Annotated in this window: 18 protein-coding genes; 7 read left to right on the forward strand and 11 right to left on the reverse strand. The window is 59.6% G+C overall.

The window, feature by feature from the left end:
- Positions 1-14: 14 nt before the first annotated feature.
- The 3 genes from VD17_RS23640 to VD17_RS23650 form a co-directional block, all read right to left on the reverse strand.
- Positions 15-431, reverse strand: a complete 417-nt coding sequence (locus tag VD17_RS23640; RefSeq protein ID WP_008027166.1) for a RidA family protein — start codon at positions 429-431, stop codon at positions 15-17.
- Between the two features lie 22 nt (positions 432-453).
- On the reverse strand, positions 454-1,764 hold the full coding sequence (locus VD17_RS23645) for a flavin-containing monooxygenase (RefSeq protein ID WP_046055917.1): 1,311 nt from the start codon (positions 1,762-1,764) through the stop codon (positions 454-456).
- Between the two features lie 160 nt (positions 1,765-1,924).
- Complete coding sequence (locus tag VD17_RS23650; RefSeq protein WP_046055918.1) at positions 1,925-3,199, reverse strand: flavohemoglobin expression-modulating QEGLA motif protein; 1,275 nt, start codon at positions 3,197-3,199, stop codon at positions 1,925-1,927.
- A 183-nt stretch (positions 3,200-3,382) separates the two neighbouring features.
- Here VD17_RS23650 and VD17_RS23655 point away from each other — a divergent pair, with 183 nt between their 5' ends.
- The 3 genes from VD17_RS23655 to VD17_RS23665 are packed head-to-tail and all read left to right on the forward strand — an operon-like array spanning position 3,383 to position 6,746.
- A complete protein-coding gene (locus VD17_RS23655) occupies positions 3,383-4,045 on the forward strand; it encodes a hypothetical protein (RefSeq protein WP_046055919.1) in 663 nt (220 codons plus the stop codon).
- A gap of 42 nt (positions 4,046-4,087) precedes the next feature.
- On the forward strand, positions 4,088-4,909 hold the full coding sequence (gene ppk2 / locus VD17_RS23660; protein ID WP_046055920.1) for a polyphosphate kinase 2: 822 nt from the start codon (positions 4,088-4,090) through the stop codon (positions 4,907-4,909).
- A 49-nt stretch (positions 4,910-4,958) separates the two neighbouring features.
- The gene (locus tag VD17_RS23665; RefSeq protein WP_046055921.1) at positions 4,959-6,746 is read left to right on the forward strand and encodes a SulP family inorganic anion transporter; all 1,788 of its coding nucleotides are present in this window, start codon (positions 4,959-4,961) and stop codon (positions 6,744-6,746) included.
- Positions 6,747-6,762: 16 nt separating this feature from the next.
- On the opposite strand, the gene VD17_RS23670 is transcribed toward VD17_RS23665, so the two are convergent.
- The gene (locus VD17_RS23670; protein WP_046055922.1) at positions 6,763-7,131 is read right to left on the reverse strand and encodes a DUF5064 family protein; all 369 of its coding nucleotides are present in this window, start codon (positions 7,129-7,131) and stop codon (positions 6,763-6,765) included.
- Between the two features lie 245 nt (positions 7,132-7,376).
- Between VD17_RS23670 and VD17_RS23675 the strand changes: the two genes are divergently transcribed.
- From VD17_RS23675 to VD17_RS23685, 3 genes are all read left to right on the forward strand, one after another.
- Positions 7,377-7,856: a VOC family protein gene (locus VD17_RS23675; RefSeq protein ID WP_046055923.1), complete on the forward strand. Its 480-nt coding sequence runs from the start codon at positions 7,377-7,379 to the stop codon at positions 7,854-7,856.
- A gap of 322 nt (positions 7,857-8,178) precedes the next feature.
- Positions 8,179-8,550 (forward strand): PH domain-containing protein, encoded by a 372-nt coding sequence (locus VD17_RS23680; RefSeq protein WP_046049313.1) that lies wholly within the window; start codon positions 8,179-8,181, stop codon positions 8,548-8,550.
- A 66-nt stretch (positions 8,551-8,616) separates the two neighbouring features.
- Positions 8,617-9,039, forward strand: coding sequence for an HD domain-containing protein (locus VD17_RS23685; RefSeq protein WP_046055924.1), 423 nt, complete (start codon positions 8,617-8,619; stop codon positions 9,037-9,039).
- A 196-nt stretch (positions 9,040-9,235) separates the two neighbouring features.
- Here the strand turns inward: VD17_RS23685 and VD17_RS23690 are convergent, their stop codons facing one another.
- The 4 genes from VD17_RS23690 to VD17_RS23705 form a co-directional block, all read right to left on the reverse strand.
- A complete protein-coding gene (locus VD17_RS23690; RefSeq protein ID WP_046055925.1) occupies positions 9,236-10,144 on the reverse strand; it encodes an alpha/beta fold hydrolase in 909 nt (302 codons plus the stop codon).
- A gap of 114 nt (positions 10,145-10,258) precedes the next feature.
- The gene (locus VD17_RS23695) at positions 10,259-11,935 is read right to left on the reverse strand and encodes an MFS transporter (RefSeq protein WP_046055926.1); all 1,677 of its coding nucleotides are present in this window, start codon (positions 11,933-11,935) and stop codon (positions 10,259-10,261) included.
- A gap of 227 nt (positions 11,936-12,162) precedes the next feature.
- Positions 12,163-14,346 (reverse strand): ornithine decarboxylase SpeF, encoded by a 2,184-nt coding sequence (speF, locus tag VD17_RS23700; protein WP_046055927.1) that lies wholly within the window; start codon positions 14,344-14,346, stop codon positions 12,163-12,165.
- Positions 14,347-14,483: 137 nt separating this feature from the next.
- Positions 14,484-15,371, reverse strand: a complete 888-nt coding sequence (locus tag VD17_RS23705; protein ID WP_046055928.1) for a serine hydrolase domain-containing protein — start codon at positions 15,369-15,371, stop codon at positions 14,484-14,486.
- 296 nt (positions 15,372-15,667) lie between these two features.
- Between VD17_RS23705 and VD17_RS23710 the strand changes: the two genes are divergently transcribed.
- Positions 15,668-16,456 (forward strand): DeoR/GlpR family DNA-binding transcription regulator, encoded by a 789-nt coding sequence (locus VD17_RS23710; RefSeq protein WP_046055929.1) that lies wholly within the window; start codon positions 15,668-15,670, stop codon positions 16,454-16,456.
- 28 nt (positions 16,457-16,484) lie between these two features.
- On the opposite strand, the gene VD17_RS23715 is transcribed toward VD17_RS23710, so the two are convergent.
- The 3 genes from VD17_RS23715 to moaA all read right to left on the reverse strand — a co-directional run bounded on the left by VD17_RS23715 (position 16,485) and on the right by moaA (position 19,527).
- Positions 16,485-17,375 carry a LysR family transcriptional regulator gene (locus VD17_RS23715; RefSeq protein ID WP_046055930.1) on the reverse strand — a complete coding sequence of 297 codons (891 nt, stop codon included), beginning with the start codon at positions 17,373-17,375 and terminating at the stop codon, positions 16,485-16,487.
- A gap of 248 nt (positions 17,376-17,623) precedes the next feature.
- Positions 17,624-18,523, reverse strand: coding sequence for a bestrophin family protein (locus tag VD17_RS23720; protein WP_046055931.1), 900 nt, complete (start codon positions 18,521-18,523; stop codon positions 17,624-17,626).
- A gap of 5 nt (positions 18,524-18,528) precedes the next feature.
- Positions 18,529-19,527 carry a GTP 3',8-cyclase MoaA gene (moaA, locus tag VD17_RS23725; RefSeq protein ID WP_046055932.1) on the reverse strand — a complete coding sequence of 333 codons (999 nt, stop codon included), beginning with the start codon at positions 19,525-19,527 and terminating at the stop codon, positions 18,529-18,531.
- Positions 19,528-19,662 lie beyond the last annotated feature (135 nt).

Here is a 19,662-nt window from a genome sequence, read left to right on the forward strand (position 1 = left end):
CTCGGTAAACGTGCTTACTCAGGAATCACCGCAATCACATCAATCTCCATCAACCATTGCGGCTGCCCCAACGCCGACACCACCAACCCGGTCGAAATCGGAAACACGCCTTTAAGCCACTTGCCCACTTCCTGATACACCGGCTCGCGATACCGCGGGTCGATCAGGTAGGTGGTGGTTTTCACGATGTGGCTAAGGTCGCTGCCGGCTTCTTCCAGCAGCTGTTTGACGTTGCGCATGGCTTGCTCGGTTTGCGCTCGCGGGTCGCCGAGTCCCACCAGGTTGCCTTCGAAATCGGTGCCGACCTGGCCGCGAACATAAACGGTGTTGCCGGCCCGGACTGCCTGGCACAGGTCATTGTCCAGGCTCTGGTTCGGGTAGGTTTCCTTGGTGTTGAACATGCGAATGCGGGTATGGGTTGGCGTGGACATTTGACGCTCCTGAAAAAGAAAATTAAGCACTGACCGTTGTTTTGTGGGCGACCGGGGCGGCTTCTGCCTCACGTTGCGCGGCATCGTGGTAGTCGAGGTATGAACGCTGGATGGCGATGTGATCAGCCACGTACTTGGCGTCATGCCAAACGCCCCAGATGAACGAAGACCCGCGACGGGACTGCCACGGCAGGCCGAGGAAATACACGCCCGGCTCGCTCGACACGCCGCGCTGATGCGCCGGTTTGCCGTTGTCGTCGAAGGCATTAACCTTGAGCCAGCTGTAATCCGTGGCAAAACCGGTGGCCCAGATGATCGAGGTCACGCCGGCCTTGGCCAGGTCAAGTTCAAGAATCGGGTTAGTCACGCATTCCGGATCGGAAAAGGTAATGCGCGCTTCAGGTTCTTCCGGCAGGTCCAGACCGTTGCGCTCGATGTAGGCGTCAGCCGCATTGAGCAACGCCAGATAGTTCTCATCGCCGCGCGCCAGGTTCTCGGCAAGGTTCGGTTGAAAAGTCGCTACGCCACCGTTGAACGATTGGGTCAGACCGACCAGCGTCATGCCGCGATGAGCCAGCCCACGAAAGTCCACCGTGCGGCCGCCATGCGCACCGCTCACCGCGATGGTCACGTGTTCCCGGCCGGGTTTCATAGCCGCCTGATCCCATTCACCCAGCACGCCCAGCCACCAGCAGAAATCACGGTTGCGATAAGCGCGAGGAGGGCGGTCATGTGCGCCGACCGAGAGGTAAACCTTCTTGCCGGCCCGCTGCAGTTCATCAGCGATTTGCACGCCCGACGAACCGGCGCCGACGACCAGCACTGCACCCTCGGGCAGTTGCGCCGGGTTGCGATAGTCGGCGGAGTGGATCTGCAGGAATGGCTGATCTTTCGGTGCAATCGGCGGGATAACCGGACGCTGGAAAGGCCCGGTGGCAGCCACCACGCGGTTGGCCTCGATCACGCCTTCGGAGGTTTCAATGGTGAAGCCCGGGCGACCGACATTGCGCTCAACCTTCAGCACGTCCACGCCGGTGCGGATCGGCGCGTTGAATTTCTTGGCGTAGGCTTCGAAGTAGTCGGCGACCCGCTCTTTCGGGGCAAAGTCGTCGGGGCTGAGGTCGTCGAAATCGAGGCCGGGAAAACGGTCGTGCCAGGCCGGACCGTTGGCCACCAACGAATCCCAGCGCCCGGTGCGCCAGCGCTCGGCGATACGGTTGCGCTCCAGCACCAGGTGCGGCACGCCGAGTTTGCTCAGGTGTTCACTCATGGCCACGCCAGCCTGACCGGCGCCAACAATCAGCGTATCTGTTTTTATTTTTTCAGTGGTCATCTCTATACCCTTCGAAGTTGGATTTAGGTCGGTAACGGCCTGCCATTTCTTGGGGTCAAGACTAGGGATCACCCTGGTATCGGTAAAATATTATTAAGCTGGCATTTGAGTATAAATAACTGATGCAGAGCGCTTGGTTCGGCGGTTTTCCCTTTAAACACTAGGCGCTGGCATCGGCTTCATGCTCGTCGGCGAAGGCCATGAGCACCTCAAGATCGAGTACATCCAGCTTGATTCGGGAAATAAAAGCGGAGAACGCCAGGTTGGCGGCTAGCAGACGCAGATCGGAGGCCCACGCCGGGACATGGACCGGTCCCTGGAGCCAACCGGACTCGAAAAGCGGCGCCAGGCGCACGGTATCCCCCAGACTGAGGCGCCCGGCGAACAGATGGCCCACCAGTTCCGGCCGGTTGTCGCGGATCGCGATGCGCAACAGGGTGTGCACGCCGAGCAAACCGGTCAGGTAGGCGGCATCCTTGGTGAACGCCGAACCGCCGCGCAGGTCGGCGCCGCGGAACACCCGCTGGGTCGAGCGGAAGGACTCCTCTTGCGACTGACCAGCGGCGAGAAAACCTTCGAATACCTGAATGAAATCGGCACCATCCAGCGCCTGCTGGACCGCAAGCACGCGCAGGGCGAGGCGGCGCAGGCGGTTGATGTCCATGCTGCCGGTGAACAGCTCGGCCAGGGTGGCAATGCCCTCCTGAGTCTGGGTCGTGCGTGGCGCCCCCAGGCCCAGGCTTTTGAGGTTGGGTTGCAGCGCGCCGTTTTGTGCCGTGGCGACATGCACGAAGGCCTCATGTTGCAACAGCTGGTTCTTGTCCAGTTCCGAGAACAGGGCGCTGGCACGCAGGCGGATACGACTCGCCCCGGCGATGGCCTTGGCGGCCAGGGTCGGATCGAGCACGATGGTGATCCGGCCCGCTCCGAAGAAGCGGTCGAGTTCCGGCTGCATCCAGGCGGCGAAAACATCGGCCGGGATTTCGGCCGGGCTCGGTGGAATCCGCGCGCCGCCCAGAAGGGCATCGGTGGTCTTGAGGAAGAATTGGGCAGCGTCCAGCATGCTCAGTTTCAGGCGTGAATAGTAGAAGTCCGGGCGTCGGTACAGCGCTGACGAATACTGAGTAAAGGCGGGTGTGCCGATGGCACCGAGCATGTGCCCCGCCGTGGCATAGCTGCGCGCCGTCATGGCGAGGTGGCGCCCGGCCGGATGGCCCTCATCGCAGCGGCCGATAAAGGCTTCTAGGGCGACGATGTCGGCGCTGTGGTCGCGCGGGCGCAGCTCGACCCTGGGCAGTTCTGCCTGCCCGGCGCGCCAACGTGCCAGGAATACTTCCTCGACCCCATCCGGCCAGGCCAGGGCCTCCAGCACGCGGATCTTGCGGGCCAGACCGGGCAGGGCGGCATCGAGTTCAGACAGGGGAGCGGCGCTCACAGGGACCTCCTTGGGAAACAAGGTTCAATCGCAAAAGTTTAGTCGTTGTCGATGCATTGCGTGGTGACAGCTCAAGTCTGAACTAAGCTGTTCGATGTGCTTGCGGATGCAATGTCTTGGCCATGCTGGCACAGCTGAAAGCCAGGACCACGCTGACGCAGCCGCCGTGGCGAGGATGAGCGCATGCAAAACACTGGAGAGCAAAAGCGGGCCCGTGTACTTGATCCGGTCGATCGTGTCACGGAGATCATCTTCGGCCTGCTGATGGCAATGACCTTCACCGGGACGATCAGTGTGGCCACCTCTGGCCAGGAGGCCGAGCGCACGATGATGATCGCCGCGCTGGGTTGCAACCTCGCCTGGGGACTCGCGGACGCCGTGATGTATTTGATGCGAGCCCTGATTGAGCGCACGCGCAACCGTACGCTTCGCACCAACCTGCGCGATGCGACGGATGCAGCCGCCGGGCAAGCGCTCATTGCTGAGGCATTACCCCCGCGTCTCGCAGTAGCGGCCGGCCCTGAAGAGCTGGAATCGTTGCGTCGCCGCCTGGTCGACTATTCATCCATGCCGTTACAGCCGCGCCTCGGTTGGGATGATTTCAGGGGCGCTGTCGGCGTTTTCCTATTGGTGGTGTTATCGACATTCCCGCTTGTCGTGCCGTTTCTGTTGCTCGACCAGACAGCGCTCGCCGTGCGCCTGTCTAACCTGGTCGGTCTCGGGGTGCTGTTCATCGCCGGTTGGATGCTCTCCAAGTACGCCGGCGCAAAACCGTGGCAAGGCGGTCTAGCGACTGCAGTTACCGGCGCTGTACTGATCACTGCGATCATCGCGCTCGGTGGATGAGCAGATTGCAACCCTACGCTGTTTATTGGTGAGGTCTCGATCATGGCAAAGGACAAGAAAAAAGCCCCTAAGAGTCAATCTGCTGAAAGCCCGAAACTGAAGAGCAAGGATTACCTTGAGCAACTGCGCACCCTGCACGTCGAACTGGTCAAGTTGCAGGAGTGGGTAAAAGCCAAGGGCATCAAGATCTGTATCGTCTTTGAGGGGCGCGATGGTGCTGGCAAGGGCGGAACGATCAAGGCGATTACCGAACGCGTCAGCCCACGTGTGTTTCGGGTGGTGGCGCTGACGGCGCCGAGTGATCGAGAGAAAAGCCAGATGTATATCCAACGTTACCTGCCGTACCTGCCCGCGGCGGGCGAAGTGGTGATCTTCGATCGCAGTTGGTACAACCGGGCGGGCGTCGAGCGTGTGATGGGGTTCTGCACCAAAGAGCAGGTTGCCAGTTTCCTGAAGACAACGCCTCCGGTGGAGCGTGCAATCGTCGCCTCGGGCGTGATCCTGCTCAAGTATTGGCTGGAAGTCAGCGAAGAGGAGCAGACCCGCCGGCTTCAAGAGCGCATCAAGGATGGGCGCAAAATCTGGAAACTGACCCCCATGGATCTCAAGTCATACAGCCGCTGGTATGACTATTCACGCGCGCGTGACGACATGTTCAAGGCAACCGACACCGATCATGCCCCATGGCTGGTGGCCAACTCCAACGACAAGCGGCGGGCGCGCCTTAACATCATCACCGATTTGCTCAGCCGTATCCCGTACAAGGAAGTAGCGCGCGAGGAGGTGGTATTGCCCAAACGGCAGAAGCCAGCCGGCTATCGCGACCCGGGTTACCCGCACCGGCGGGTTCCCGAAAAATTCTGATGGGCACGTGTAAGCGAATCTGCGCTGTCTACCTATAGGCCACAGTTCTATGAGCGATTCGGACTCTTCGACTCCCGTCCCGGAACCGGGCCGGATTGCACGCCGCAATACCGGCGACGAAACCGGCTGGAGCCGCTGGCTGCCTGGGCTTCGCACGCTGCGCGGGTACCAGATTGCCTGGTTGCGTCACGACATCATGGCCGGGCTGGTGCTCACCACGATGTTGGTGCCCGTCGGCATTGCCTACGCCGTGGCATCGGGCGTACCCGGCATCTATGGCCTCTACGCGACCATCGTTCCGCTAATCGCTTACGCACTGTTCGGGCCTAGCCGGATTCTGGTGCTGGGCCCGGATTCCTCACTGGCCGCCGTTATCCTGGCGGTCGTCCTGCCCCTGTCGGGCGGTGACCCGCAGCGCGCCATCGCCCTGGCGAGCATGATGGCGATCGTTTCAGGCGCCGTGTGCATCCTGGCGGGCATCATGCGTTTGGGTTTCATTACGGAGTTGCTGTCCAAACCGATCCGCTACGGGTACATGAACGGCATCGCGTTGACCGTATTGATCAGCCAATTACCCAAGTTTTTCGGTTTTTCGATTGAGTCCCACGGCCCGCTGAGAAACATATGGGCCATCGTCACCGGGGTGATGGAAGGAAAGACCAACTGGGCCGCGTTCATGATCGGCGCAGCCACCTTGGTCGTGATCCTGCTGCTCAAGCGCTTCAAGCGCGTGCCGGGCATCTTGATCGCCGTGGCAGGTGCGACCGTTGCCGTGGCTGTGCTGGACCTTGCCGAGCGTGCGGGGGTGTCGGTCCTCGGTGTTCTTCCACAAGGTTTACCTGCGTTCGCCATCCCCTGGATCACCCGCGCCGATATTGTGCCCGTGCTCATCGGCGGTTTCGCCGTGGCCCTGGTGTCGTTCGCCGACACCAGCGTGCTCTCGCGTGTCTATGCGGCACGGACCCGCACCTATGTCGATCCTAACCAGGAGATGGCGGGGCTCGGTCTTGCCAATCTGGCGGCGGGATTTTTCCAGGGCTTTCCGATCAGCAGCAGTTCGTCACGTACCCCCGTGGCCGAAGCCGCAGGTTCCAAAACCCAGTTGACCGGGGTTGTCGGCGCGTTGGCCGTTGCCTTGTTGCTGATGGTTGCGCCGAACCTGTTGCAGAGCTTGCCCAGCAGCGCACTGGCAGCGGTCGTGATCGCGGCGGCCATCGGCCTGATTGAAGTCGCCGACCTGCGACGCATTTATCGCATCCAGCGCTGGGAGTTCTGGCTGTCGATCGTCTGTACCGTCGGCGTAGCCGTGTTCGGTGCGATCGAGGGCATCGGGCTGGCCATCGTGATCGCCGTCATCGAATTTCTGTGGGATGGCTGGCGGCCGTATTCCGCGGTGCTGGGACAAGCCAAGGGGGTCAAGGGCTACCACGACATCCAGCGTTATCCCGACGCGAGCCTTATCCCCGGCCTGGTGCTGTTTCGCTGGGATGCGCCGTTGTTTTTCGCCAACGCCGAACTGTTCAATGAGCGAGTGCTCGACGCAGTGGCAACATCGCCAACGCCCGTGCGCTGGTTGATCGTTGCGGCCGAACCCGTCACCAGTGTGGACGTGACCTCTGCCGACGTGTTGGCTGAACTGGACGACACCTTGCATGCGGCGGGCATCAAGTTGTGTGTGGCCGAGATGAAGGACCCGGTCAAGGACAAGCTGAAGCGATTCGGGCTGTTCGCACGGCTTGGCGAATCGGCGTTCTTTCCAACCATCGACGATGCCGTCGAGAGCTACCTCGTGATCCATCCGGTGGAGGGTGCGGGTAGGCAGGACGGGGCGCGCTGAGTGGCATGGGTGTCACTCAGCGACGGTCCTTCTCAACGTTATCCAGATCGACTGGATCGCCCGGTTTGACGCCGAGTTTGTCGCGAATATCCTCGAACATCGCGTCGTATTCCTTGTGCCCGCGCATGATGAGACTGGCAGTGGTGGGCACGCCATGCCTGGCCGCAGCCTTTGCCACGTGGCTGGCAAAGTTGAAGGCCGTGTCGCGGTGCATATCGAATTCTTCAGTGAAGCTTTTACCTGATACCGCTCCGTCCATCTTGAAGTGCATCAGCATGCCTTCCTTGGGGTCACGGCGGACTTCATAGAAGACATCAATGTTGTATTCCGGGACTCCGGGCGTGCCAGGAGCATTAGTACGGTTCAGGTGACCGGGCTTGAACATGATTGGCTCCTTTTCGGATGGATGGCTAGCTTCTTGGCATCGGCTGGAGTCCAAATGACTTGGATTTCAGTCAGTGGAACTCGCATTAGTGGAGCGTGTTCCATAGCGTGGTGCTATCAATTTGCAGCAGCGCAAAATCTCCCCTTAAAGCTTAGGTGATCGCTTGGGGTTTTCTACCTTCAAGGTGCACGAAAGGTGTATCCGTACCAGAATGCACGTACCCATTCCAATTCTGGAGAACCAAGATGATCAGCAAAAACACGATTTGTCTGTGGTACGACGGCACCGCGCTGGACGCTGCGACGTTCTACGCCAAGACGTTCCCGGACAGCGAGGTGGGAGCTGTCCTTCGCGCGCCCGGTGACTATCCAGCAGGCAAGCAGGGCGATGTCCTGACGGTCGAGTTCACGGTGATGGGCATCCCTTGCCTCGGACTGAACGGGGGCTCGGGGGTCAAGCACAACGAGGCTTTTTCGTTCCAGGTTGCGACCGACGACCAGGCCGAAACGGACCGCTTGTGGAACGCGATTATCGGAAATGGCGGCCACGAAAATGTATGCGGCTGGTGCCAGGACAAGTGGGGAGTGTCATGGCAGATCACACCACGCGTTCTGAGCGCCGCGATCACCCATCCTGATCAAGCAGCGGCCAAGCGCGCCTTCGACGCCATGATGGAGATGGGAAAGATCGACATCGCTGCGATTGAAGCGGCTGTTAAGGGTTAACCAACGCTGCTGGGGGGCTACTGCGCTTTCCAGTGTCCTCCACCCGACTCGCAATCAATTTTCGCCTGACTCAAATGCTCAGCGCCGTAGTAATACGTAGTGACCTGAGCATTGTTCGGAATACTCAGCGATGTGCTGTTCATGTCCTTGTTTGATCAAAGATCAGCGCTGATAGAGTTTCGAAAACGCGATGAGGCGCGGGGTTCCATTGGTTTTTCAGATCCACTGTGGGAGGGGACGCAAAAAGCCCAGGCCCGATGGTATGCTCGCCGCGCCACGCGCTGGCAATCCAGGGAACACTCTTTAAGGAAGGGGATGGCGGATGATCGATTTCAACAACAAAGGCTTTTTCAAACTCAAGCAAAACAACGAGTACGCGGAGCGAGTCACCGCGCTGCTGCTGGACGGCGAGCAGGTCATTGATGCCTATAAATCCATGCGCGACGGCGTGGTGTTTACCAACAAACGAATCATCGCGGTGAACGTGCAAGGCATCACCGGCAGCAAAAAAGACTTCACTTCGTTACCTTACAAAAACATCGTCGCTTACTCCGTGGAAACCTCGGGCACCTTCGACCTGGATTCTGAGCTGGAAATCTACTTCTCGGCACTGGGCAGAGTGAAGTTTGAATTCACCGGAAGGACGTCGATGGTCGAGATTTCCAAACTCATCTCACAGCATCTGTTGGGCTGAACCCGGATTTTCATGGTCATTGCGGCGAGCTCCAATGCGAACGCCGATAACCCAAGGGAGAACGACATGAGCCAGACACTGGAACGCGCCATTGCCATCGCCGCCGCTGCGCACGAGGGCCAGGTCGACAAGGGCGGTAGCCCTTACATCCTGCATCCGTTGAAAGTCATGTTGCGGGTCACGACGCTGGAAGAACGCATCGTCGCGGTGCTGCATGACGTGGTCGAAGACTGCGGCATCAGCCTTGATGACCTGCGCAAGGAAGGCTTCAGTGAAGCTGTTCTGATGGCCATCGAGTCGGTGACTAAAGTGCCGGGTGAGTCCTATGAAGCCTTCGTCGAACGCGCGGCGCAGAACCCGATAGGCCGGGCGGTGAAACTGGCGGATCTGGAGGAGAACAGCGACTTGTCGCGGATCGCGCAGCCGTCGTGGGAAGACCTGGAGCGTGTTGAAAAATACCGGCGGGCGATTGGCGTGTTGCGTTCCTGACGAGCCGAACAAATAGACAACTGCGCCCCGGACTATGTAGCAGCTGGCGAAGCCTGCGTTCGGTTCGGGCCGCGATCGGACGAAGCAGTCGTGATGTCAGGCAACGCGATGCGTCAGGAAAACCGTGTGCACAGGTTTTACGACTGCTGCGCAGCCGAACGCAGGCTTCGCCAGCTGCTACATAGTCCGGGTTGCATTACTGCGCTATGAATTCGCGAATCGCTCGAATGGTCTGCGTTGGCGCTTCCTCCATCAGCCAATGCCCCGCACCCGGAATGACCACTTGGGTCACCGAGTCCGCTGCATTGCGCATCACGATCGCTTCATTCTCTGCAAAGGATTTTTCCCCACCGACGGCCAGCACCGGCATTGTCAGCCGCGTTGCCATCGACGCTTCGTTGTCCACCGCGTCCTGACGAATGCTGCGGAACTGAGCGAAGGCCGCGTGCATGGCGCCGGGTCGGGCATAGAGTTTGGCGTAATGCTGACGGGTGGCTTCATCCACCTTGGTCGGGTCGCCTGCGAATTCGTTCCAGAACCGGTCCAGGTAGATGCGCTCGCGGCCGGCGACCAGGCGTTCGGCATCCGCTCCGCCGAAGTCGAAGTGCCACAGCATCGGTGAGCGGACAATGTCGTTCCAAGGGGGAATGCCCGGCACGGGCGCATCCATCACCACCAGGCGGTCAGTCAGCTGCGGATAGCGCGCGGCGTAGGCGAAGGCGACCATGGTGCCGATGTCGTGGCCGATGACCACCGAGTGCTCGATACCCAGCGCGGCCAACAGCGCACGGATGTCGCCCGCCTGGGTCTTCTTGTCGTAGCCACTGTCCGGGATCGACGACAAGCCCATGCCGCGCAGGTCCGGCACGACGACGGTGTGATCCTTGGCCAGATCGGCAGCCAGTGGCGCCCACATGTCGCCGGTGTCGCCGAAGCCATGCAGCAGCACCACGGCGGGCCCCTTGCCGCCGACGCGCACATGGAGCGTGACGCCTTCGACCGGAATGTCCTGAACACGAAAGGCAGCAGGAAATGGCGTCACCCCGGCCTGTGCCGGAATGCTGAGCGCAAGCAGGATAAAAGCGCTTAACAGGATGCGGATCATGACGGTGCCCCCTCGGTTTACGGGGAAGGACCCCCGAAGCCATCTGGATGAGCGTAGACCGTTTGATCGTCTCTGGATGGCCCTCTCCCCGGCAGGAGAGGGCTGGTGCCAGTCTTATGTGTGATGAATTTCCCGATCCTTGGTTTCCGGCATGAAGAAAATGCCCAGAATGGCTGTCATCACAGCGATGACAATCGGGTACCACAGCCCGTAGTAGATATCACCTGTGGCCGCGACCATGGCGAATGCCACCGTCGGCAGGAAGCCGCCGAACCAGCCGTTGCCGATGTGGTAGGGCAGCGACATCGAGGTGTAGCGGATGCGCGCCGGGAACAGTTCCACCAGCCAGGCGGCGATCGGGCCGTAGACCATGGTCACGTAGATCACCAGGATGGTCAGGAGCAGCACCATCATCGGGTAGTTGGTCTTGGCCGGGTCAGCCTTCTCGGGGTAGCCGGCCTCCTTGAGCTCGGTGCCGAGGGTGGCGGCGAAGGCGTCGTTCTTGGGCTTGAAGTCGGCAGCCGGCATGCCGGTGCCCTCGAAGCTCGGGATCACCTTGTCGCCGATGCGCACTTGCGCAACGGTACCCGGCTCGGCCTTCACGTTTTTATAGGGGATGGCCCGCTTTGCCAACACGGTCTTGGCGAGGTCGCAGGAGCTGGTGAATTTGGCCTTGCCCACCGGGTCGAACTGGAACGAGCACTGGTCGGGATCGGCGACCACCGTGACCGGGTTCTTCTCCTGCGCGATGAATACGTCGGGGTTACCGTATTGGGTCAACGCATGAAAGATCGGGAAGTAGGTCACTGCCGCCAGGATACAGCCGGCCATGATGATCCCTTTGCGGCCGATACGGTCGGACAGGCTGCCGAATATGACGAAGAACGGTGTGCCGATCAGCAGGGAGCCGGCAATCAGCAAGTTGGCGGTCTGCGCTTCGATCTTCAGCGTCTGCAACAGGAAGAACAGCGCATAGAACTGCCCGGTGTACCAGACGACGGCCTGGCCGGCAGTGCCGCCGAGCAGGGCCATGATCACGATCTTGAGGTTTTCCCAGCGGGCGAAGGACTCGGTCAGCGGTGCCTTGGAGGACTTGCCTTCGGCCTTCATCTTCAGGAACACCGGCGACTCGCTGAGTTGCAAGCGGATGTACACGGAGACGATCAACAGCAGGATCGACAGCAGGAACGGAATCCGCCAGCCCCAGGCCTCAAACGCTTCGGTGCCGAGGACCGTGCGGCAGGCGAGGATCACCAGCAGCGAGAGGAACAGCCCAAGGGTTGCAGTGGTTTGAATCCACGAAGTGAAGTAGCCGCGTTTGCCTTTCGGTGCATGCTCGGCGACGTAGGTCGCCGCGCCGCCGTACTCACCGCCCAGGGCCAGGCCTTGCAGCAGGCGCAAGGTGATCAGGATGATCGGCGCCGCCACGCCGATGGTCGCGTAGCCGGGCAAAAAGCCCACGACGGCGGTGGAGATACCCATGATCACAATGGTGATGAGGAAGGTGTGCTTACGCCCGATCATGTCCCCCAGTCGGCCGAACACAATGGCGCCGAAGGGGCGTACTGCGAAGCCCGCGGCGAACGCGAGCAGCGCGAAGATGAAGGACGTTGTTTCATTGACGCCGGCGAAGAAGTGCTTGGCAATGATCGCGGCGAGAGACCCATAAAGGTAGAAGTCGTACCACTCGAACACTGTGCCCAGGGACGAGGCAAAAATGACCTTGCGCTCCTCCTTGGTGATCCCGTGGTGGGGCGCGCTGCCCGTGGAAGTGTTGTCGATTGCGGCCATGAGTCTTCTCCGTCGTTCTTGTTGTAGGCCGGAGTACCTCGTTACCTTTCTTGCCGCACCCAGGCCCTGGGGCTGATGTCGTCGGATTACGGATTGCGCGAAGCATGCACACAGGCTGACGGCCTCGCATCGCTGCAAGGTTTCCTGAAGCATAATCGGCTTCGCGCAGATATCCACTCGCCATCACGCTCAACCCCGGGTTGAAACGCCGCTGGAGGTGTGAAGACTTACGTTTTGATCACGTACCCATAGACTCGAATGCGATCACCGTCCTGTTTCAAGTACACGCCCTGGAGTTCCGGCGTGAAGCCGGGCAGTGAGTTGATACCTTCCTCCAGCGCCAGGAAGTACTTGAGCACCGCACCGCCCCATACTTCCCCGGGCACCACGCAGAGCACGCCGGGCGGGTAGGGAAGCGCACCTTCGGCAGCGATGCGACCGTCCGCGTCCGCCAGCGCCACCAGTTCGACGTTGCCACGGATGAATTCGAACTGTGCTGCCTGCGGGTTCATCGCCTTTTTCGGGAAGTGTTCCTTGCGGAACATTGCCTTCTGCAATTGCTGGACGTTGTGGGTGCGGTAGAGGTCGTGCATCTCCTGGCAGAGTTGGCGAATGGTGTAGTTGTGATAGCGCTCCTGATGCTTTGCATAGATGGCCGGCAACACCCGGCTCATCGGCGCGTCATCACTGATGAAGCGTTCAAAGCGCGCGATCTGGGCGGCGAGATGAGTCATCTTCGCCCAGTCTTCGGCCGGGGTGAGCAGGAACAGAATCGAGTTCAGGTCGCACTTTTCCGGAACGATGCCATTCTCCCGCAAGAAGTTGGCGAGGATGCCGGCATGGATGCCGAAGTCGGTGTAACTGCCATCGATCGGGTCGATGCCGGGCGTTGTGAACAGCAACTTGCAGGGGTCGATGAAGTATTGCTTGTCGGCGTATCCGCCAAAGGCATGCCAGCGATCCTTCGGATGGAATTCGAAAAACCGGATGTCGTTGGCGATGTCTTCGGTCGGATGGTCCTGCCAGGGGCGACCGTCAATGGTGTCCGGCACGAAGGGGCGAATCAGGGTGCACGCTTCCAGAATCAACTTGCGTGCGTCGATGCCGAACTTCACACAGTCTTCCCACAAGCGCAGGCCACTGCGCCCGGAATGGATGCGCGCGTTCACATCCAGTGAGGCGAACAGCGGGTAAAACGGGCTGGTAGAGGCTTGGGACATGAAAGCGTTGTTCAGCTGCGCATGGTTGCAATAACGGGCCTGGCCCTTGATATGGCGATCTTTCTTGTGGACCTGCGACGCCTGGGAAAACCCCGCCTGCTGTTTGTGCACCGATTGAGTGACAAAGATACCGGGATCGTTTTCATGCAGATCCAGCAGCAAAGGCGAGCAATCCTTCATCATCGGGATGAACTGTTCATAGCCTACCCACGCCGAGTCAAACAGGATGTAGTCGCACAGTTTGCCGATGCGATCGACCACTTGTCTGGCGTTGTAGATGGTGCCGTCATAGGTGCCCAATTGAATGATTGCCAGGCGAAACGGCCGCGGCAGTTGGGCCTTGTCCGGCGCAACTTCGCCGATGAGTTCGCGCAGGTAATCTTCTTCGAAACAATGGGCGTCAATCCCGCCGATAAAACCATAAGGGTTGCGCGCGGTTTCCAGGTAAACCGGGGTCGCCCCCGCCTGGATCAACGCACCTTGGTGATTGGATTTGTGGTTGTTGCGGTCGAACAGCACCAGATCGCCAGGCGTGAGCAGCGCGTTGGTGACCACCTTGTTGGAGGCCGATGTGCCATTGAGCACGAAGTAGGTCTTGTCGGCGTTGAACACCTGCGCCGCGTGTTTTTGCGCCAGAAGTGCCGGGCCTTCGTGGATCAGCAAATCGCCGAGCTTGACGTCGGCGTTGCACATGTCGGCACGAAACAGGGTCTCGCCGAAAAAATCGAAGAACTGCCGGCCAGCCGGGTGTTTGCGGAAAAACTGGCCGCCCTGGTGGCCAGGGCAGGCGAACGTAGCGTTGGCCGATTCGGTGTAGTGCTTGAGCGCGTCGAAGAACGGCGGCAGGAGACTTTCTTCATAGGCTTTTGCTGCGGTCTCCAATTGGTTGCCATGGTATTCGGCGTTGTTGCGCGAGGGGTCAAAAATGCCATTCACCTGAAGCAGGACATCTTGCAGGTGCTTGTAGACTTCCCGGGCGCGGTTGCCGGAACCGGGAGAAGTGACGAGGAAAATGGGGATATCGAAACCGGTTCGCTGCAGGACGTCCAAGGCGCCCCCCATCACATCCTCCACAGAGAACACCGCAACCGCGACGTCGGTGTAGTCGGTTTGATTGAGCGGAATCACTTCTCGGGAGGTCTGGAAACATTCGAACGCGGAATCACTGGCGGCTATTTTCAGGGCTTTCATGCGAGGAATCTCCTAGCGGACAGTCACTTGTCGGCTTTTTTTCAAGAGATCAATTTAGCGAAGGAGCCTTCAAGGTTCTGTGATCCAAATCATGTAGACACTGGTTATAGACCATGTTGGCAAGGGTTACGGCTTTTCTACCGGCTTTTCCCAAGGACTGCCGACAGACGCTCGACCACCTCTTTTTCGGCTACCCCTTCGTTGGCGCCTTCATGAAAGACCGCGCAACTCGCAGCGTTTTCGCCATCAACGCAGCGATAGACCGCCACTACGCTGCCCGGACCGGCGCCGGTGTGTCCGCTCAACGTCAGATCGCCCATCACCAAACCCTGCATCAGGCCGAGACCGTAGCCCGGGGAAGTCCATGGGCGACCGGGAATCGGGCCGCCGAGGACGCGTGCCGTTTGCATCGCTTGCAGCAGCGGGTTTGGCAGAAGGTGCCCGGCCAGCAGGCCGTCCAGACAAAGCGCGGCGTCCTCTAGCGGGCCAACCAGTAAACCGTGATAGACCCAGCCGGGGTCGTAGGATGGCGCGCTCCCCATGTTCACGCCGTCCAGATCGGCTCGTGTTTTGGCGAGGCGTACGCGGGTTAAACCGAGGGGGGCGAACACACGCTCCGTGAGCGCCGCTTCAAGCGTGCGCCCCGTCACGCGTTCAATCAGTCGCACGACAAACAGATAGCCGACGTTTGAATAGCGCCAACCGTCCCCGGGTGCGTAGCGCAATCGGCTGGCATCAAGGCGTTGCAGCATGTCATCGGCCGACCAGGGCGTCTCTTGGCGAGCCACGGCGTTGTGGTAGTCGGCGAGCTCGCCATAATCCGCGAGCCCGGCCTCGTGCCGAAGTAGTTGGCGCAGCGTAAAGGGGCCTTCAGCAACGGTGTCGTCCAGGTTGATCAACCCGTCACGCACCAGTGACAGCGCGGCAGCAGCGAGCACGGTTTTGGTAAAGCTCAACCAGGGCACCGTTGTATCCGGCCTTTCAGGCGTGACGAGCGCGCCGTTCGATACAAGGGAACACAGCATGAGTTGACTCTGGATGGAGGAGGAAGGGAATGGCCCTCGGTTTCTGCTGATCAGGCGTGACCCAGCGCAATCGCGAACGAGACCACGATCATGCAGGCAAAGGCAAAATTTAGATTCATGAAGTTTCCATCCAAAACATGTGTGATGGCGCCATCTTGAATCGGTCACAAACAAATAAAAAATTCGGCTTCATGATTTGAATCATCGAAACAATTGATAGGCGGCGGTTTGTGTTTATCCCGCGATGTGGCTAGTCTCGCACAAACACGCAACTACACGCAAAAGCGGGCAAAAACATGCACGACTCACACTCGGCCGCCGAGCTCCCTCATCTGCGCCGGCAAAAAATCCTGTTGATTCTCGAACGTGACGGCAAGGTCATGGCCAGTGAGCTGAGCCAGCATTTCGCGGTGTCCGAAGACACCATTCGCCGTGATCTGGCGGAGCTGGCCACCGCTGGGCTGGTGCAACGGGTGCACGGCGGGGCACTGCCGCGCCCCAAGGACACCGGCAAGGATTATTTCACCCGCGTCAGCGAAACCGATGAGGTGAAAACACACCTGGCGCAACTCGCCGCACGCCAGGTACACAACGGCCAGATTGTGATTTTCGATTCGGGGAGCACGACGCTGCAAATCGCCCGTTCTCTACCTTCGGACATTGTCATTACGGCCGTCACCGCCTCGCCGATGATCGCGATCACCCTGGCTGAATACAAAGGCATCACGGTGATTCTGGCCGGCGGGAAACTCAACCCCGCGACCATGTCGGCCAGCGGACATGAAACCCTGCGGCTGATCGAGGGCATCAAGGCTGATCTGCTGTTCACCGGGGTCTGTGCGATTCACCCGGAGGTCGGCATCAGCTCCCTGCATTTCGACGAGGTGCCGGTCAAACAGGCGATGCTCGCCAGCGCTTCCCATGTCGTTGCCGTCACCACCGCCGACAAACTGGGAGCGGTGGAGCCGTTCGTGGTCGCGCCGTGTCAACGCATTCATACCCTGATCACCGAGCGTCATGTGGCGTCGGGCAATGTCGGGGACTATCAAAAACTCGGGATCGAGGTGGTCCAGGTGGAGGCGTGAAGCGCGTTGGGTTTTGAACTAACAAGTGTCAGCTCTTTGGAGTGAATAGCAGCTTGGCTTCAGCAAAACATTTCTCGGCAATGGCCGAACGAGGCTCGGTTTTGCGCATGACCAGGCCCAAAGGCGCAAGCACACTGGCATCCGGCAGGTTGATGAACGCCAGATGCTCGATGGGCTCTTCCAGACCGCTGTCCAGCGGCATGATGGCGCAGCAGAAGCCTTCGTGAATCGCCTGGAGCAACTGGTAGGTCGAATCGCTTTCCAGTATCGGTTGCGGGTTGAGCCCACGGCTGCGGAAACTCAGATCGATGGATTTTCGGTAGTGCATGCCGTTGCTGATCATCCCCAGCGGCAGCTCGGCGGCGTCTTCCCAGCTCATTTCAGTGCCTTCGAAATGGAAGTGTCGCGTGTCGTACAGCAGACCGACGCGGGTCTCGCCGATTTCGAAAGACTCGAAATAGTTCGGGTTGACGTGATCCAGGTAGCACACGCCCAGGTCCAGTTGATTGTTGCCAAGGCCTTCGATGATCTCGTCTGAACTGAGGGAGCACAGGCTGAATTTCAGCTCGGGAAAGCTGCGGTTGAGGCCTTGAATGTAGCTGACGGGATTAAAGCTGCTCAGCGGCACCAGGCCCAGACGCAAGTTGCCGACCAACTGGCCACGGCACGCGGCGGCTTCAGCGAAGAGCCCGTCGTGGGCGGCCAGCAATGTCTTGGCCCATGCCAGCACCCGTTCACCGGCCTGGGTAAAACCCTCGAAGCGCTGGCCCCGGGTGACAAGCACCAGGTCCAGTTCATCCTCCAGGTTGCGCAAGCGCATGGACAGGGTCGGCTGAGTGATGTGGCAGCGCGCGGCGGCCTGCCCGAAGTGTCGGGTCTGCTCCAGTGCGATCAGGAACTTCAGTTGTTTGATGTCCATGATTGCACCTGCTGACGGAGGAATGAGAGGTAAGTATTGACTCAGGTGCCGAAGACACAAGGCTGGGCTGTTGACGTTTGGCCTGTTGAGTTCCTTGTGGGAGCGAGCTTGCTCGCGATAGCGGTCTGTTAGTCGACATCAATGTTGGATGTGCCGGCCTCATCGTGAGCAAGCTCGCTCCCACAGGTGATCGAAGTCGTACACGCATGGCGAGTCCGACAAACAATCCCTGCATACCTGGAAAATTATCAACTCAGCACATAGTCCACCGGTTCCAGCTGCGGTGGCAGTTGTGTCACGCCCAGTGCTGCCAACACATCCCGTTCGACGCTGCGCACCAGTGCATCGGTGGGCAGGTCGTTTTCATCGCGACCGAACGGGTCTTCCAACTCATCGCCAATCGCATCCAGACCGAAAAAGGTATAGCTGACAATCGCGGTGAAAATCGGTGTCAGCCAGCCCAGCGGCTCGGCCATCGCGAAGGGCAGCAAAATGCAGAACAGGTAGATGGTCCGGTGCAGCAGCAAGGTGTAGGGGAAGGGCAGCGGCGTGTGTTTGATCCGTTCACAGACCGCTTGCACCTGGGTCAGGCGGGTCAAATGGTTGGCCATGAGCGTATAGCGCCATTCATTGATCGCGCCTGACTCGGCGAGCGCCGAACACTGTTGACCGACCTGCAGCAGAATCCCCCCGCTGATATCCGCCGCGTTGTCCTTGGGCATCGGGTTCAACCATTCACCACTGGCCGCCAGTTCGTTTTTTTTGCGCAGTTTTGCATTGAGCGCATGGGCGAAGCCGCAGAGGTTGCTGAGGATATTGTGTCGCTCGTTCGCGTCCTTGATGACCTGGGTTTCGCGCACCATCGAGCGAATATCCACCAGCATGTCGCCCCAGGCTTTGCGCGCTTCGTACCAGCGGTCGTAGCAGGCGTTGTTGCGAAAGCTCATGAAGATCGACAACGACAAACCCAGCAGGGTGAAGGGCGTTGCACTGACCTTGGAAAAATAGCTCGGGTGCAAGGTTTCGATGAGCACGATGGCCGAGGCGAGAAGTGTCACCAACAGACTGCGCCAGGCAATTCGTTTGGCGATCGAGCCCTTGAGTGAAGTCAGGACGCCGATCAGATTGGGTTTGGGTCTAACGATCATGGTGTTCAGCCGCCCGTCATGTTCATGAAGCGAACCACCTGGACATCGTCGTTCACTTCGAAATTGTGTCGATAGGGTTTGAGTTTCATCGCCTCGATAATGGCTTTTTCCAGGCGCTCGGGATGGCCGGGGTGGCTGCGCAACACGGCCTTGAGGTCGACAGAATGCTCATTGCCCAGACACAGCAACAGACGACCTTCCACCGTCAGCCGAACCCGATTGCAGGTGCCGCAAAAGTTGTGGCTGTGGGGGGAAATGAACCCCAGACGAATTTGCGGTGCCTCGGCCAGGCGCCAGTAGCGCGACGGGCCTTGGGTCGACTCGGCGGACTCGATCAACGTGTAGCGCTCGGCGATCCGTTCACGTACCTGGCTGCTTGCGTAAAACGACTCCGCACGGCTGTGTTCACTGATGGTGCCCAGGGGCATTTCTTCGATGAAAGAAATGTCGAGATTTCGGTCGATGGCAAAACTCACGAGGTCGTTGATCTCGTGGTCGTTACGGCCCTTCATCACCACGCAATTGAGTTTGGTGTGACGAAATCCTGCGGCGTTGGCCGCGTCGATGCCTTTGATGACCTGCGCCAGATCACCGGTGCGCGTCAGCTCACGAAAGCGTTGCGGGTCCAGGCTGTCGAGACTGACGTTGAGCCGTTTGACCCCGGCCTCGAACAACGGAGCTGCGAGCTTGCCCAGCTGCGAGCCATTGGTGGTCATGCACAGTTCGCGCAGGCCGGGCAGGGCAGCGATCTTTTCGCACAGCTGCACCACCCCTGGACGGATCAGCGGTTCGCCACCCGTGAGGCGGATCTTGCGGGTGCCCAGCGCCACGAAGCTTTCGGCCAGTTGGTAGATCTCTTCCAGGGTCAGTACCCGTTGGCGTGGCAGAAACTGCATGTCTTCAGCCATGCAATACACGCAACGGAAATCGCAGCGGTCGGTGACAGACATCCGCAGATAGTCCACACGCCTGGAGAACCCATCGATCAAGACTCGCTCTGACATGACATCCTCGCCGTGAGTTGAATATTGCGCTATTAACGGACTTGTTGAGCGCAGACTAAGAGCAACATTAGAACGCGTCCAATCACTATTAATGACCGGGTGATAGACAGGATCGATGAAGGATTTATTTAGGCG

This window comes from Pseudomonas fluorescens, assembly GCF_000968015.1.
Classification (GTDB): domain Bacteria; phylum Pseudomonadota; class Gammaproteobacteria; order Pseudomonadales; family Pseudomonadaceae; genus Aquipseudomonas; species Aquipseudomonas fluorescens_W.